The organism is Ferrovibrio sp., assembly GCF_036381655.1.
GTDB lineage: Bacteria > Pseudomonadota > Alphaproteobacteria > Ferrovibrionales > Ferrovibrionaceae > Ferrovibrio.
Genome location: NZ_DASVCJ010000029.1, coordinates 1 through 14,013, shown reverse-complemented (window position 1 = coordinate 14,013; position 14,013 = coordinate 1). Strand labels below are relative to the sequence as shown.

Genomic DNA, 14,013 nt, shown 5'->3' with positions numbered 1-14,013 from the left:
CATGCCTGAAGACCCGGAAAGCCTGTTGCGGGCGATGTTCGACGCGGCGCGCAAGGCCGCCGACCCGGCGGCATGCGTGCCGCCGCATCTGCCGAAGCCGCCGAAAGGCAGGACGGTCGTCGTCGGCGCCGGCAAGGCGGCCGCCAGCATGGCGCAGGCGGTGGAGAGGAATTGGGCCGGCGCGATCGAAGGCCTGGTGGTGACGCGCTACGGCCATGCCGTGCCCTGCGAAAGGATCGCGGTGGTGGAAGCCTCGCATCCGGTGCCGGATGCCGCCGGCGAACGGGCGGCGGCGCAGATTCTGGAGCGCGTGCGGGGCCTCGGGCCCGACGATCTGGTGCTATGCCTGATCTCGGGCGGCGGCTCGGCCCTGCTGTCGCTGCCGGCGCCCGACCTGACCCTGGCCGACAAGCAGGCGGTCAACCAGGCCCTGCTCAGGTCGGGCGCCAACATCGCCGAGATGAATTGCGTGCGCAAACATCTCTCGGCCATCAAGGGCGGGCGGCTGGCGGCGGCGGTCGCGCCGGCGCGGCTGGTCTCGCTTCTGATCTCGGATGTGCCCGGCGACGATCCGGCGGTGATCGCCTCCGGTCCCACGGTGCCCGATCCGACCACCTTTGCCGATGCCCGGGCGGTGGTCGAGAAATACCGCATCGAACTGCCGCCTGCGGTGGCGCGCCGGCTGCGGGACAGCGGGGACGAAACGCCCAAGCCCGGCGATGCGGTCTTCGCCAACACGCAGACGGTCATGGTGGCGACGCCGCAGATGGCGCTGGAGGCGGCGGCGAAGGTCGCGCGCCAGGCCGGCATCGCGCCGCTGATCCTGGGCGATGCCATCGAGGGCGAGGCGCGCGAGGTGGCGACGGTGATGGCGGGCGTGGCGCGCCAGGTGCGCCGGCATAACCAGCCGGCCAAGGCGCCCTGCGTGCTGCTCTCGGGCGGCGAGACCACGGTGACCGTGCGCGGCAGGGGCCGCGGCGGCCGCAATGCGGAATTCCTCACCGCGCTGGCGGTGGTGCTGGACGGCGCCGAGGCTATCTATGCGCTGGCGGCGGATACCGACGGCATCGATGGCAGCGAAGACAATGCCGGCGCGCTGCTCGCGCCGCAGAGCCTGGCGCGGGCGGCGGCCAGGGGCGTCTCGGCCAAGGCGGCGCTGGCCAATAACGACGGCTATGGCTTCTTCCAGGCCGCCGGCGGCCTGGTGACGACCGGGCCGACGCTGACCAATGTCAACGATTTCCGGGCAATCCTTATTCTCTGAAGAGAGTATAAGTAGGCGCATGACCCTGGCCCTTGCCGCACTGAACCGGATCCCCGAGGCGGATTTCGCCGCCGCCCTGGGCGGCATTTTCGAGCATTCGCCCTGGATCGCCGAACGCGCCGCGCAACGGCGGCCATTCGCCAGCCTCGACAGCCTGCATGGCGCCATGGTGCGGGCCATGTGGGCGGCGACGGATGAGGAGAAACTTGCCTTGCTGCGCGCCCATCCGGAATTGGCCGGCAAGGAGGCCGATGCCGGCACGCTGACGGCGCAATCCAGCGGCGAGCAGGACAGCGTCGGCCTGACCAGGCTGACTGCGGCGGAGAAGGCGCGCATCAAGGAGATGAACGCGGCCTACCGTGCGCGGCACGGCTTTCCCTTCATCATCGCCGTCAGGCTGCGCACGAAGGCGCAGATCTTCGCCGCCTTCGAACAGCGCATCGCCAACGACAGGACGGCAGAATTCGCCACGGCGCTGAACGAGGTCGGCCGGATCGCGCGGCTGCGGCTGGAAGCGCTGCTGCCGGCTATGTGAACCGGAGGAGGATGCGATGGGCCGCCTGACCACCCATGTGCTCGATACCATGCATGGCAAGCCCGCCGCCGGCATGGCCGTCGAGCTTCACGCCGTCGACGAGGCCGGCGGGCGCAAGCTGCTCAAGCGGATCGCCACCAATGGCGATGGCCGCGCCGATGCGCCGCTGCTGGACGGCGCGGATTTCAGGACCGGGCGCTACGAGCTTGTCTTCCATGTCTCGGCGTATTTCCTGGCGCGCGGCGTGGCGCTGCCGAACCCGCCTTTCCTCGATGCGGTGCCGATCCGCTTCGGCATCGCCGAGGCGGACGGGCATTACCATGTGCCGCTGCTGGTCTCGCCCTGGAGCTTCTCGACCTATCGGGGTTCGTAAGATGAGCGAACACGAGACCTTCATGCGCCGCGCGATCGCCTTGAGCCGCAAGCATATGGAGGCCGGCCATGGCGGGCCGTTCGGCGCCGTCGTCGTGCAGGACGGCAAGATCGTCGGCGAGGGCTGGAACCAGGTGACCTCGCAGAACGATCCCACCGCCCATGCGGAAGTCGTGGCGATCCGCAATGCCTGCAAGACTTTGGGTCGCTTCTCGCTGGCGGGGGCGACGATCTATACGAGCTGCGAACCCTGCCCGATGTGCCTGGCGGCGGCCTATTGGGCGCGGGTCGATGCGCTGTATTACGGCAACACGCAGGCCGATGCGGCGGCGATCGAATTCGACGATGCTTTTCTGTACGACGAGATGGCCCGGCCGATCCGGCAGCGCAGCCTGAAATGCGAACAGATCCTGCGTGACGAGGCGCTGGAGGTGTTCAAGGCCTGGGCCGCCAAGCCGGACAAGGTGCGCTATTAGCGATCATCCCGATTGGCTGGCGCTGATCCCGCCGGGCCGCCTGCGCCGCAGGGCGCTGGCGGCGGGCGAAGCGGTATTCCGTCAGGGCGACAGGGCGACGGCGATCTTTCGCGTCGAAACCGGCCGCGTCCGCCTGGTGCGGCACCTTGATGACGGCAGCGGCGTTACGCTGCATGTCGCGCGGGCGGGCGACAGTTTCGCCGAAGCCGCGCTGTTCGCCGTCCGGTATCATTGCGATGCTGTGGCCGAGACCGACAGCCTTGTGCAGGCCGTGCCCAAGGCCGATCTGCTGGCGGCGCTGAAGCGCGAGCCTGAGGCGATGTTGGGCTATGCCCGGCATCTCAGCCGTCAGGTGCGCGACCTGCGCGCGCGGCTCGAACTGCGCAATATCCGGTCGGCGCAGTTACGGCTGTTGGCCTGGCTCCGGCTGAACGCGTTGGGTGAGCCGCCGATGGTGACGCTGGACCGGCCGTGGACGGAGATCGCGCCGGAACTCGGGCTGACTCATGAGGCGGTCTACCGCGCGCTGGCCGCCCTGCAGAAGGCGCGGAAGATCCGGCGGCAGAAGGATATGATCCAGATCATATGACGGGGGCGCCGCAGCGGATAGGGTCCGTCCGAATGGAGGTGCCCGCATGCGCTCTGGTCTTTTCGTCCTTTTCTTCTTCGCCATCCGGGCGCTGACCGGCATTGCCCATGCCGCCGGCGACGAGCGCCGGCACGATATGGCGATGAACGATGAGGCGGCGGAAGACGATCGCCGGCTCGTCGCCTATCCCGAGGCATTGCGGATCAAGACGCTGGCCAATATGCGCGATCACCTGCTGGCGCTGTCGGAAATCCAGGCGGCCTTGGCGAAGGACGATTTCGACGCCGCGGCCGAGATCGCCGAAAACCGCCTGGGGATGAGTTCGCTATCGCTGCATGGCGCGCATGAGGTCGCGCCCTTGATGCCGGAAGGCATGCAGCAGGCCGGCACGGCGTTGCATCATGCCGCCAGCCGCTTCGCCCGCACCGCCAAGGATGCCGGCGTCACCGGCGACATGAAAGCGGCGCTCGGCGCCCTGGCCGAGACAACGCAGACCTGCGCGGCCTGCCACGCCGCCTACCGGCTGCAATAGGGCAGGCTCAGTTCGGCTTGGCGCCGGCGGCGATCCAGGCGCCGAGCTGCTGGCGCTCCTCGTCGGTGATCTCGGTGACATTGCCCGGCGGCATGGTCTCGGTGCGCACCGCCATCTGGTTGATCAGGGCGGCATAGCGGCGCAGCTCCTGCGGCGTTTCCAGCATGACGCCCTTCGGCGCTTCCGCGATGCCCTCGTAGGTCGGCCTGGCGGCATGGCAGGGCGTGCAGCGCGCCGCCGCGATGCGCTGAACGTCCGCAATGCCGACGTCATGCGCCGACGTGGTCCGGCGCGGATCCCATTGGGTGAAGAACGCCAGGCCGACGACAAGCAGGAAAGCGATGATCAGAAACTCGTAACGCCTGCCGCGGCCCTGGTTCTTCAGGTTGAAGAAATGCCGCACCAGGCCGCCGATCACCATCACCACGGCCAGGATCACCCAGCCGTAAGGATGGCCGTAGGTGATCGGATAATGGTTGCTGATCATGGCGAACAGCACCGGCAGGGTGAGGTAGTTGTTGTGCAGCGAACGCTGCTTGGCCTGCTTGCCGTATTTCGGATCGGGCGTTTGGCCGGCCAGCATCTGGGCGACCGCCTTGCGCTGGTTCGGGATGATGATATGCGCGACATTGGCGACCATCATGGTGCCGATCAGCGCGCCGACATGCAGATAGGCGGCCCGCGCCGAGAAGAGCCTGGTGTAGCCGTAGGCGGCGGCGACCAGCAGCACGAAGCCGACCACGGCGAGCAGGGCGTCGTTTTTGCCGAGCGGCGACTTGCAGAGCAGGTCGTAGATCACCCAGCCGAGCAGCAGCGAGACGAAGCTGATGGCGATTGCCTGCCAGGGTTTCAGCGGCAGCACCTCCGGGTCGATCAGATAAAGATCGGCACCGACATAATAGAGCGCGCCGAGCAGCAGGAAGCCGGACAGCCAGGTGAAATAGGCCTCGTACTTGAACCAATGCAGGGTTTCCGGCAACTGCGCCGGCGCCACCGTGTATTTCTCGGTGAAATAGAAGCCGCCGCCATGGATCATCCAGGCCTCGCCCTGCACCCCGTCCTTGGCGTGCAATCCCTTGCGCAGCGAATTGTCGAGCCAGATGAAAAAGAAGGACGAACCGATCCAGGCGATGCCGAAGATCAGGTGCATCCAGCGCAGCACCAGGTTGAGCCATTCGAGGGCGATGTCGGTCATGGACGTAAGATACTCCGAGCGGCGCAGGCGCCGCCTTGGCGCGGCGCAATCCAGCCCTAGCGAGGCCGCTCGGAATCGTCAATGGGGATCGGGCCGTCCGGGGCGCCGTCTCGATCCGGCTAGTTCAGGCGGGGCGGCGGGGCCGGCTCCAGTTCGGAAAGCACGGCGCGCACGCTTTCCAGATGGGGATTGAGCTGCAGGGCGGCGGCGAAGGCGCTGGCGGCGGCGGCCTTCTCGCCATGGCGCAGGCAGATCTGGCCGAAGCCGCAGATGGCGCCGAAATGGCGCGGCTCCAGCTGCAGCGCGCGGCGGATATCGTCCAGGCTTTCGGCGTCGCGGCGGGTCAGGTAATACAGCGTCGCCCGCTTGTTCCAGGCTTCGGCCCAGCCAGGCGCCTCGCCGGTCAGGGCATCCAGCAGCGTTTCGGCTTCGGCATAGCGGCGCCGCGCGATGGCGGAGATGGCGCGCTGCATACGCGCTTCCAGGGCGGGATCGTCATGGCCGGTCCAGATCGCCCAGATCTCGTCCTCGATCTCTTCCGCCGGAAGATCGGATGCCGGCTCCTGCAGCATGGCGAACAGCGTATCCAGCCGGCCGTCGCGCATCGCCGCAGGGCTGCGCTTTCGCACACCGTTCAGGACCAGCTTCAACATTTCGGCGACCGGCAACTGCATCGGGCCTCTCCCACCCGGGTCTGTTCCACCATCTCGGCTAACACATAGATTGGCCCTGCGCCCCGCCAAGCGGCATGGGCGGCACCAGGGGCGGAACTGCCCGATCGCGGCGCGTTAGCCCGCCGGCCGCCGTAAACGGCCTGGTTTTGCCTTATTCCCAATGCTCGATGGTGAGCGTGACATACTCGCTGACGAAGCGGGCGCGGACGAATTCCACCGGCCGGCCCTGCGGATCGACATTGACGGTTTCGCTCACCAGGATCGGCCGGGTGCGCGGCAGATCGGCCAGCCGGGCGTCGCCGGCGGAAATCAGCCGGGCCGCGATGCGCGTGCTGCGGCGGCGGTAATCGGTCACGCCGGCGGCGCGCAGCGCGCCGGTGATCGAGCCGGCGCGGCGGAACAGCGACGGCATGTCGGGAAAGCGGCTGACGGCGAAGTAATGGCTGCTGATGCCGACCGGGCGGCCATCGGCCTTGTTCAGGCTTTCGATCTGCCAGAGCAGCGCGCCGGTCGGGATGCCGAGCGCGCGGGCGATATCGGCCGGCGCCGCAATCCGTTCGGCGAAAACCAGTTCGCGCGTCGGTTTCTTCTGCATCGTCTGCAGGTTTTCGCTGAAACGGGTGCGCGGTCCGATCCTGTAATCCAGCATCGCCTCGGCGACGAACATGCCGCGGCCCTGCTCGATGCGGACCAGGCCCAGATCGGCCAGCCGCGTCATCGCCTGGCGCACGGTGTGGCGGTTGACGCCGAAGCTGGCCGCGAGCTGCTTCTCGGTCGGCAACTGGCTGCCGGCCGGATATTCGCCGCGGCGGATCGCCTGCTCCATGGCGGCGGCGATCTGGCGCCAGACCGCCATGCCCTTGCCGCGCTCGATGCCCGCCGTCTCGATACCCGCCGTATCGGGGTCGTTCGTCTGCAATGCTGATCCGTCCGATGCCATAGAGCGTGCGCCGACAGCCGGCTTGATCCTGAGGGAGGTCGGGTGTAGATATATAGATGTCTAGACCAATTTAGACAAATCCGCAAGAGGTCGAGATGTCCGTCGCGCCGCAAGCCGCGCCAGATCAGTCCACCGCAGCCGAGTCCGCCGGGGCCGGCGCCACCCCGCTCCGCCGCCGGCAGGACCGCCTCGCCATCCTTGCCCGGGCCTCGCTCGGCAGCCTGGAGGCGGCATGGGACGGGCTGCGCGAGAAGCCGCGCTACCGCCGCCTGAAGCCGCCGGAAACCGGTCTGGTCATGGTGCGCGCGCGGGCCGGCGGCACCGGCCAGCGCTTCAATCTCGGCGAGCTGACGGTGACCCGCTGCGTGGTGGCGCTGGAGCCGGACGGTCTGATGGGCGTCGGCTATGTGCAGGGCCGCGACAAGCGCAAGGCAGAATTGGTGGCCCTGTTCGATGCGCTTGCGCAGGATCCGGCGCGCAGCGAGGCCATCGAAACGGCGCTGATCGCGCCCGAACGCGCGCGGCTGGCCGGGCGGCGCAGCGCGCGCGCCGCGAAGGTCGCGGCCACCAAGGTCGATTTCTTCACCTTGGTGCGGGGAGAATGAACATGGCCGGATCGAATCTCGCCCCCGTCGCCGGCTTCGACGATCCGGTGCAGCAAAGCCAGCAGAGTTTCCGCGCCTTGCTCGATGCCACGGCCCGGCCGGGCCGGATGACGCGCATCGAAGCCGAGCCGGGCCGTCCGGACGGCATCGGGCCGGCCCTGGCCGCCGCCGCGCTGACGCTGTGCGATTTCGAAACGCCGGTCTGGCTGGGGCCGGGCCTCGACCGGCCGCAGATACGCGACTGGCTGCGCTTTCATACCGGCGCGCCGTTCGCCGAGGCCAAGGCGGCCGCTTTTGCCCTGCTCGATGCCGCGCAGCCGCTGCCGCCGCTGGAGCAGTTCAGCCTGGGCTGCGACGAGGCGCCGGACCGCGGCGCGACCTTGCTGATCCAGGTCGGCAGCCTGCAGGGCGCGCCGGCGCTCACCTGGCGCGGGCCGGGCATCAGGTCCGAAACGGCGATGCCGTTCTGCGGCCTGCCGGAATACTTCTGGCACCAGCGCGCCGCGCTGCCGGCCGTTTTTCCGCGCGGACTGGACATCTACCTTTGCTGCGGCAGCGTGCTGGTCGGCCTGCCGCGCAGCACGGCGATTGCCATGGAGGCCTGACATGTATGTGGCCGTCAAAGGCGGCGAGGCCGCCATCGAGAATGCCCATAAGCTGCTGGCGGAAGACCGCCGCGGCGATGCCGCCGTGCCGGAACTCAGCCTGGCGCAGATCCGCGAACAGCTCAGCCTCGCCGTCGATCGGGTGATGACGGAAGGCTCGGTCTACGATCCCGATCTGGCGGCGCTGGCATTGAAACAGGCGCGCGGCGATCAGGTCGAGGCGATCTTCCTGCTGCGGGCCTACCGCACGACCCTGCCGCGGCTCGCCGTATCGGCGCCGATCGACACGGCGGAGATGCAGGTATCGCGGCGGATTTCCTCCTGCTTCAAGGATATGCCGGGCGGGCAGTTGCTGGGCCCGACCTTCGACTACACGCATCGTCTGCTGGATTTCACGCTGGCCGCCGCGGGCGAGGCGCCGAGGGCCGATGCCAGGCCGGGCGCTGCCGTCGATTGCCCGCCGGTGATCGACTTCCTCAATGCCGAGGGCCTGATCGAGGAGGAGGCGCCGGATGCAGACGAAGCGCCGGTCGGCGACCTGACCCGCGCGCCGCTGATGTTCCCGGCCGGGCGCGATGTCCGGCTGCAGACGCTGGCGCGCGCCGATGAGGGATTCCTGCTGGCGCTCGGCTATTCCACCCAGCGCGGCTATGCCCGCTCGCATCCTTTCGTGGCCGAGATCCGCAGCGGCGAGGTCGGCGTCGAGATCGACATCCCCGAACTTGGCTTCGCCGTCGATATCGGCGATATCACCGTGACCGAATGCCAGATGGTCAACCAGTTCCGCGGCTCGAAAACAGAAAAGCCGAAATTCACCCGCGGCTACGGCCTCAGCTTCGGCTATACCGAACGCAAGGCGATGGCCATGGCGCTGGTCGACCGTGCGCTCAAGGCGGAAGCGCTGGGCGAGGATGTCACCGCGCCGGCGCAGGATCAGGAATTCGTGCTCTATCACGCCGACAACGTCGAGGCCTCGGGCTTCGTGCAGCATCTGAAGCTGCCGCATCATGTCGATTTCCAGTCCGAGCTGACGCTGATCCGCACCATGCGGGCCGAGATCGAACGCGCCGCCGCGGAGCTGCCGGAGGCGGCGCAATGACCCTGCAACGAAGCTTCACCGCCACGGCCCGGCAAGCCGGCGATCTGGCGGATTACAATTTCGCCTTCCTGGACGAACAGACCAAGCGGATGATCCGCCGCGCCATACTGAAGGCGGTGGCGATCCCGGGCTATCAGGTGCCGTTCGGCAGCCGCGAGATGCCGCTGCCCTATGGCTGGGGCACCGGCGGCATGCAGGTGACAGCGGCCGTGATCGGCTCAGGCGACGTTCTGAAGGTGATCGACCAGGGCGCGGACGACACCACCAACGCCGTCTCGATCCGCCGCTTCTTCCAGCGCATGACCGGCGTGGCGACCACCGAGAAGACGCGCGAGGCGACCCTGATCCAGACGCGCCACCGCGTGCCGGAGACGCCGCTGAGCGAGAACCAGATCCTGGTCTATCAGGTGCCGATCCCGGAGCCGCTGCGCTGGCTGGAGCCGCGCGAAAGCGAAACCCGCAAGATGCATGGCCTGAGCGAATACGGCGTCATGCATGTGAAGCTGTATGAGGATATCTCGCGCCATGGCCATATCTCGACCGCCTATGACTATCCGGTGATGGTCAATGGCCGCTATCTGATGCGCTGCTCGCCGATTCCGAAATTCGACACCCCCAAGCTCCACATGAACGCGGCCCTGCAGCTTTTCGGCGCCGGCCGCGAGAAGCGCATCTACGCCGTGCCGCCCTATACGGAGGTCAAGCCGCTCGACTTCGAGGATCATCCGTTCCAGATCGAGCGCTGGCCGCAGACCTGCGCCCTGTGCGACGCGAGCGACAGCTTCCTCGACGAGGTGATCCTCGACGATGCGGGCAGCCGCATGTTCGTCTGCTCGGATACCGATTACTGCCATGGCCGGCAGCAGGCCGGCCATCACGGGCGCATGGCGGCGCCCTATCGGGAAGGGGCCGCGGAATGACCGACATACCTCTCCTGGAGGTCGAGAAGCTGCGCAAGAGCTTCGGCCGGCAAATCGCCTGCCGCGATGTCACCTTCGAATTATGGCCGGGCGAGGTGCTGGGCATCGTCGGCGAAAGCGGCTCGGGCAAGTCGACCCTGCTCAATTGCCTGGCCAGCCGGCTGCCGGTCGATGCCGGCGCCATCCGCTATCGCTTGGCGGGTGGCGACAGCGTCGATCTGGTCGCGGCGAGCGAGGCGCAGAAGCGGCATTTGATGCGCACGGAATGGGGCTTCGTGCAGCAGCATGCGCGCGACGGCCTGCGCATGGATTTCTCCGCCGGCGCCAATATCGGCGAGCGGCTGATGGCGCTGGGCGGGCGCCATTACGGCGATCTGCGCCAGGCGGCCCTGGACTGGATGACGGCCGTGGAGATGCCGCCGGATCGCGTCGACGATCTGCCGCGCGTCTTTTCCGGCGGCATGCAGCAGCGGCTGCAGATCGCCCGCAACCTGGTGACCCGCCCGCGCATCGTGCTGATGGACGAGCCGACCGGCGGCCTCGACGTCTCGGTGCAGGCGCGGCTGCTCGATCTGATCCGCCGCCTGGTGCAGGACTACCATCTGGCGGTGATCATCGTGACCCACGATCTTGGCGTGGCCCGGCTTTTGGCCGACCGGCTGATGGTGATGCGGCACGGCGAGGTGGTGGAGACCGGCCTGACCGACCAGTTGCTGGACGATCCGCAGCATGCCTATACCCAGCTTCTGGTATCCTCGGTACTCGGCGTGTGAGGCTTCTGATGGACATGATCCGCGTCGAAAACCTTGCCAAGTCCTTCACGCTGCATCTGCGCGGCGGGGTCAGCCTGCCGGTATTGCGCGACGTCTTCCTCAGCGTGGCGGCGGGAGAATGCGTCACCCTGCATGGCCCGTCTGGCGTGGGCAAATCCACCCTGCTGCGTTCGATCTACGGCAACTACCGGCCGCAGGACGGCCGCATCCTGATCCGCCATGACGGCACGATGACCGATATCGTCGATGCCGAGCCGCGCATCGTCATGGCGATCCGCCGGTGCACGCTCGGCTATGTCAGCCAGTTCCTGCGGGTCATTCCGCGCGTGGCGACGCTCGATGTGGTGGCCGAACCTTTGCTGGCGCGCGGCATCGGTGCCGCCGCCGCCAGGGCGCGGGCCGGCGAACTGCTCGCCCGCCTGCAGATTCCGGAGCGCATGTGGAGCCTGCCGCCGGCGACCTTTTCGGGCGGCGAGCAGCAACGCATCAATATCGCCCGCGGTTTCGCGGCCGAGTATCCGGTCCTCCTGCTGGACGAGCCGACGGCCTCGCTGGACGAGCAGAACCGCAAAATTGTCATAAACCTGATCAACGATTCGCGCGCCCGCGGCGCCGCGATCGTCGCCATCGTGCATGACAGCGAGACACGGGCGGCCATCGCCACGCGCCTGTTCACCATGCAAAGCCTTGGAGTCGCGGCATGAGTTCCGACCTGGTCATCAGCAACGCCCGCCTCGTCGGCCGCGATACGGTTCTGGAACCGGGCAGCCTGCATGTGCGCGCCGGAATGATCGCCGCTGTCGACCGGGGTACGCCGACGGCGGGGGCCCTGGATTTCGGCGGCGATTACCTGCTGCCCGGCCTGGTCGAGTTGCATACCGACAACCTGGAGAAGCATTTCGCGCCGCGCCCCGGCGTGCGCTGGCCGGGCAAGCTGGCGGTGATCAACCATGATGCGCAGATCGCCGCGGCCGGCATCACCACGGTTATGGATGCGATTGCGGTCGGCGACATGCGCGACGGCGCTCTGCGCATGACGATCCTGCGCGACATGGTGGCCGCCATCGAGGCTGCGCAGACGGCGGGCATGCTGCGCGCCGAGCATCTGCTGCATCTGCGCTGCGAAATCTCGTTCAAGGATCTGCTGGAACTGGTCGAGCCGATGACCGGCCTGAGCTGGCTCCGCCTGGTTTCGGTGATGGATCACTCGCCCGGCCAGCGCCAATTCGCCAATCTCGACAAGTACCGCGAATATTACCAGGGCAAGTTCGGCCTCTCCGGCGCGGCGATGGACAGGTTCATGGCCGAGCAGGTCGCCGCCGCCGAGGCGCATGGCCCGAAGAACCGCCGCGACCTGGTGGCGCTATGCCGCTCGCGCGGCCTGCCGCTTGCCAGCCATGACGATGCGACCATCGAGCATGTGGCCGAAGCCGCCGCCGACGGCATGGTGGTGGCGGAATTTCCCACCACTCATGCGGCGGCGGAATATTCGCGCGCCCATGGCATGCGGGTGATGATGGGCGGCCCAAATCTGGTGCGCGGCGGCTCGCATTCGGGCAATGTCTCGGCGCGCGATCTGGCGGAAAAGCGGCAGCTCGACATCATCTCTTCCGATTACGTGCCCAGCAGCATGATCCAGTCCGTTTTCCTGCTGCCGCGCGAAGTGCCGCCCATCAGCCTGCCCCAGGCGGTGGCGATGGCATCGGTCAATCCGGCGGAGGCCGTCGGTCTGACCGATCGCGGTGCGTTGGAGGTCGGCCGGCGTGCCGATATGATCCGGGTCAGCCTGATCGACGATGTTCCGGTGGTGCGGTCGGTCTGGCGCCATGGCCGGCGCGTGATGTAGGGAAGACGATGACCGTTCTCGATCGGGGCCGTCTGGTGCTGGTGGTCGGCCCGAGCGGCGTGGGCAAGGATTCCGTGATCGACGGCGCCCGCGCCGCCCTGTCCGGCCGCGGCGATATCGTGTTTCCGCGCCGCTATGTCACCCGCCCGGCCGGGTTGGGCGGCGAAGATTACATCGCCGTCAGCGAGGACGATTTCGCCGCGATGCAGCGGCGTGGCGATTTCGCGCTCGCCTGGGCCGCGCATGGCCTGCGTTACGGCATTCCCAAAGCCATCGACGGTGAGCTTGCCGCCGGCCGGCAGGTGGTCGTCAATGTTTCGCGCGCCGTCATCGACGAAGCGCGGCGGCGTTATCCGAACCTGCTGGTCATCGGCATCACCGCTGCGCCGGAGATTCTCCGCGCCAGGCTGGAAAAGCGCGGCCGCGAAACCCCAGCCGAAATCGAAGAGCGCCTGCAGCGGGCCGCGGCCTACAGGCTGGCAGGCGCCGATGTCGTCATGCTGAACAACGACGGCGCCCTCGCCGAGACGGTGGCGGACTTCATCCGTCTGGTGGGGCGGCCCGCAATATAGAGGCTGCTGCCCCTGTCCATGCCGGCTATGATGGCGCCCAACGCATGGAGCCCAGCATGAGCAGCATCCCATCCCTGGTTCCCTATTTCAGCATTCTCGGCGCCGTTGCCGTCGGTGCCGCCAGTCCCGGCCCCAGCTTCGTCCTGGTGGCGCGTACGGCGATTGCCGGCAGCAGGGTGCACGGCATCGCGGCGGCGCTCGGCATGGGACTCGGCGGCATGGTCTTCGCCAGTCTCGCGCTCGGCGGCCTGATTGCACTGCTGGCGCAGGTCGAATGGCTTTATCTGGGGCTGAAGGCCGCCGGCGGGCTCTATCTGCTCTATCTGGCGGTACGCATCTGGCGCGGCGCAGCGCAGCCGCTGAGCCTGGGCCTGCCGCAAGCCGGAGAGCGCAGCCCGCTGCGTTCGTTCGCCGTCGGGTTGGCGACCCAGCTGAGCAATCCGAAGGCGGCCGTCGTCTATGCCAGTATCTTTGCCGCATTGCTGCCGGCGCATCCGCCATTCTGGCTGGTGCTGCTTCTGCCGCCCTCGGTATTCCTGATCGAGTTCGGCTGGTATGTGATCGTCGCCGTCACGTTTTCCGCGGATCGCCCGCGCAAGGTCTATCTGCAGGCCAAGACCTGGATCGACCGGCTGGCCGGCGGCGTGATGGCACTGCTCGGGCTGCGGCTGATCATGGAGGGGGTGCGGCGGGCCTAGAGCGTAGTTCGATGTCTCTGAATCGTGTCTTGGGACCTGTTTGAGACGGTGGTGAGTCCTTTGTGAGTCGGCGCCGGTTTTGGGTTTCGGGTTTTCGACGAAATCAGATTCACCATCCCTGCTGGTAGGAGGTCAGCAGGGATGGTTCGACCGTATTCGCTGGATCTGCGTGAACGAGTAGTGGCCCGGGTTGCCGCTGGGGAGACCTGCCGCAAGGTGGCGGCAACCTTCGGGGTAAGCGTGGCGAGTGTGGTGAAGTGGTCGCAGCGCTACCGCGCCACCGGCAGTCCGGCGGCCAAGCGGATGGGCAACACGCGA

The 14,013-nt window shown here is 67.6% G+C and carries 19 protein-coding genes; 16 read left to right on the top strand and 3 right to left on the bottom strand.

Annotated features, from left to right (window positions below):
* Position 1: 1 nt before the first annotated feature.
* The 6 genes from VF194_RS05970 to VF194_RS05945 are packed head-to-tail and all read left to right on the top strand — an operon-like array spanning position 2 to position 3,768.
* Positions 2-1,264: a glycerate kinase gene (locus VF194_RS05970; protein ID WP_330889012.1), complete on the top strand. Its 1,263-nt coding sequence runs from the start codon at positions 2-4 to the stop codon at positions 1,262-1,264.
* Between the two features lie 19 nt (positions 1,265-1,283).
* A complete protein-coding gene (gene uraD / locus VF194_RS05965; protein WP_330889010.1) occupies positions 1,284-1,799 on the top strand; it encodes a 2-oxo-4-hydroxy-4-carboxy-5-ureidoimidazoline decarboxylase in 516 nt (171 codons plus the stop codon).
* 16 nt (positions 1,800-1,815) lie between these two features.
* Positions 1,816-2,172: a hydroxyisourate hydrolase gene (uraH, locus tag VF194_RS05960; protein WP_330889008.1), complete on the top strand. Its 357-nt coding sequence runs from the start codon at positions 1,816-1,818 to the stop codon at positions 2,170-2,172.
* A gap of 1 nt (position 2,173) precedes the next feature.
* Positions 2,174-2,647 (top strand): nucleoside deaminase, encoded by a 474-nt coding sequence (locus tag VF194_RS05955; protein ID WP_330889006.1) that lies wholly within the window; start codon positions 2,174-2,176, stop codon positions 2,645-2,647.
* On the top strand, positions 2,586-3,236 hold the full coding sequence (locus tag VF194_RS05950; protein ID WP_330889004.1) for a Crp/Fnr family transcriptional regulator: 651 nt from the start codon (positions 2,586-2,588) through the stop codon (positions 3,234-3,236). Before VF194_RS05955 ends, VF194_RS05950 begins: the two co-directional genes overlap by 62 nt.
* Positions 3,237-3,282: 46 nt before the next feature.
* Positions 3,283-3,768, top strand: a complete 486-nt coding sequence (locus tag VF194_RS05945) for a hypothetical protein (protein ID WP_330889002.1) — start codon at positions 3,283-3,285, stop codon at positions 3,766-3,768.
* A 7-nt stretch (positions 3,769-3,775) separates the two neighbouring features.
* On the opposite strand, the gene VF194_RS05940 is transcribed toward VF194_RS05945, so the two are convergent.
* The 3 genes from VF194_RS05940 to phnF form a co-directional block, all read right to left on the bottom strand.
* Complete coding sequence (locus tag VF194_RS05940) at positions 3,776-4,963, bottom strand: urate hydroxylase PuuD (protein ID WP_330889000.1); 1,188 nt, start codon at positions 4,961-4,963, stop codon at positions 3,776-3,778.
* Positions 4,964-5,082: 119 nt separating this feature from the next.
* Positions 5,083-5,637 (bottom strand): tetratricopeptide repeat protein, encoded by a 555-nt coding sequence (locus VF194_RS05935; protein ID WP_330888998.1) that lies wholly within the window; start codon positions 5,635-5,637, stop codon positions 5,083-5,085.
* 151 nt (positions 5,638-5,788) lie between these two features.
* A complete protein-coding gene (phnF, locus tag VF194_RS05930) occupies positions 5,789-6,556 on the bottom strand; it encodes a phosphonate metabolism transcriptional regulator PhnF (RefSeq protein ID WP_330888996.1) in 768 nt (255 codons plus the stop codon).
* A gap of 116 nt (positions 6,557-6,672) precedes the next feature.
* Here phnF and phnG point away from each other — a divergent pair, with 116 nt between their 5' ends.
* From phnG to VF194_RS05880, 10 genes are all read left to right on the top strand, one after another.
* Complete coding sequence (phnG, locus tag VF194_RS05925; protein WP_330888994.1) at positions 6,673-7,182, top strand: phosphonate C-P lyase system protein PhnG; 510 nt, start codon at positions 6,673-6,675, stop codon at positions 7,180-7,182.
* Between the two features lie 2 nt (positions 7,183-7,184).
* Positions 7,185-7,787: a phosphonate C-P lyase system protein PhnH gene (gene phnH / locus VF194_RS05920; protein WP_330888992.1), complete on the top strand. Its 603-nt coding sequence runs from the start codon at positions 7,185-7,187 to the stop codon at positions 7,785-7,787.
* Between the two features lies 1 nt (position 7,788).
* A complete protein-coding gene (locus VF194_RS05915) occupies positions 7,789-8,886 on the top strand; it encodes a carbon-phosphorus lyase complex subunit PhnI (RefSeq protein WP_330888990.1) in 1,098 nt (365 codons plus the stop codon).
* Complete coding sequence (locus tag VF194_RS05910) at positions 8,883-9,806, top strand: alpha-D-ribose 1-methylphosphonate 5-phosphate C-P-lyase PhnJ (RefSeq protein ID WP_330888988.1); 924 nt, start codon at positions 8,883-8,885, stop codon at positions 9,804-9,806. Before VF194_RS05915 ends, VF194_RS05910 begins: the two co-directional genes overlap by 4 nt.
* On the top strand, positions 9,803-10,579 hold the full coding sequence (phnK, locus tag VF194_RS05905; RefSeq protein ID WP_330888986.1) for a phosphonate C-P lyase system protein PhnK: 777 nt from the start codon (positions 9,803-9,805) through the stop codon (positions 10,577-10,579). The genes VF194_RS05910 and phnK overlap by 4 nt, the downstream gene beginning before the upstream one ends.
* An 8-nt stretch (positions 10,580-10,587) precedes the next feature.
* The gene (gene phnL, locus VF194_RS05900; RefSeq protein ID WP_330888984.1) at positions 10,588-11,283 is read left to right on the top strand and encodes a phosphonate C-P lyase system protein PhnL; all 696 of its coding nucleotides are present in this window, start codon (positions 10,588-10,590) and stop codon (positions 11,281-11,283) included.
* Complete coding sequence (locus VF194_RS05895; protein WP_330888982.1) at positions 11,280-12,425, top strand: alpha-D-ribose 1-methylphosphonate 5-triphosphate diphosphatase; 1,146 nt, start codon at positions 11,280-11,282, stop codon at positions 12,423-12,425. Before phnL ends, VF194_RS05895 begins: the two co-directional genes overlap by 4 nt.
* An 8-nt stretch (positions 12,426-12,433) precedes the next feature.
* Positions 12,434-12,997, top strand: a complete 564-nt coding sequence (phnN, locus tag VF194_RS05890) for a phosphonate metabolism protein/1,5-bisphosphokinase (PRPP-forming) PhnN (protein ID WP_330888980.1) — start codon at positions 12,434-12,436, stop codon at positions 12,995-12,997.
* 56 nt (positions 12,998-13,053) lie between these two features.
* The gene (locus tag VF194_RS05885) at positions 13,054-13,695 is read left to right on the top strand and encodes a LysE family translocator (protein ID WP_330888978.1); all 642 of its coding nucleotides are present in this window, start codon (positions 13,054-13,056) and stop codon (positions 13,693-13,695) included.
* 141 nt (positions 13,696-13,836) lie between these two features.
* Positions 13,837-14,013 (top strand): helix-turn-helix domain-containing protein (locus VF194_RS05880; protein WP_330887949.1); only part of this gene is annotated, 177 nt, incomplete at its 3' end.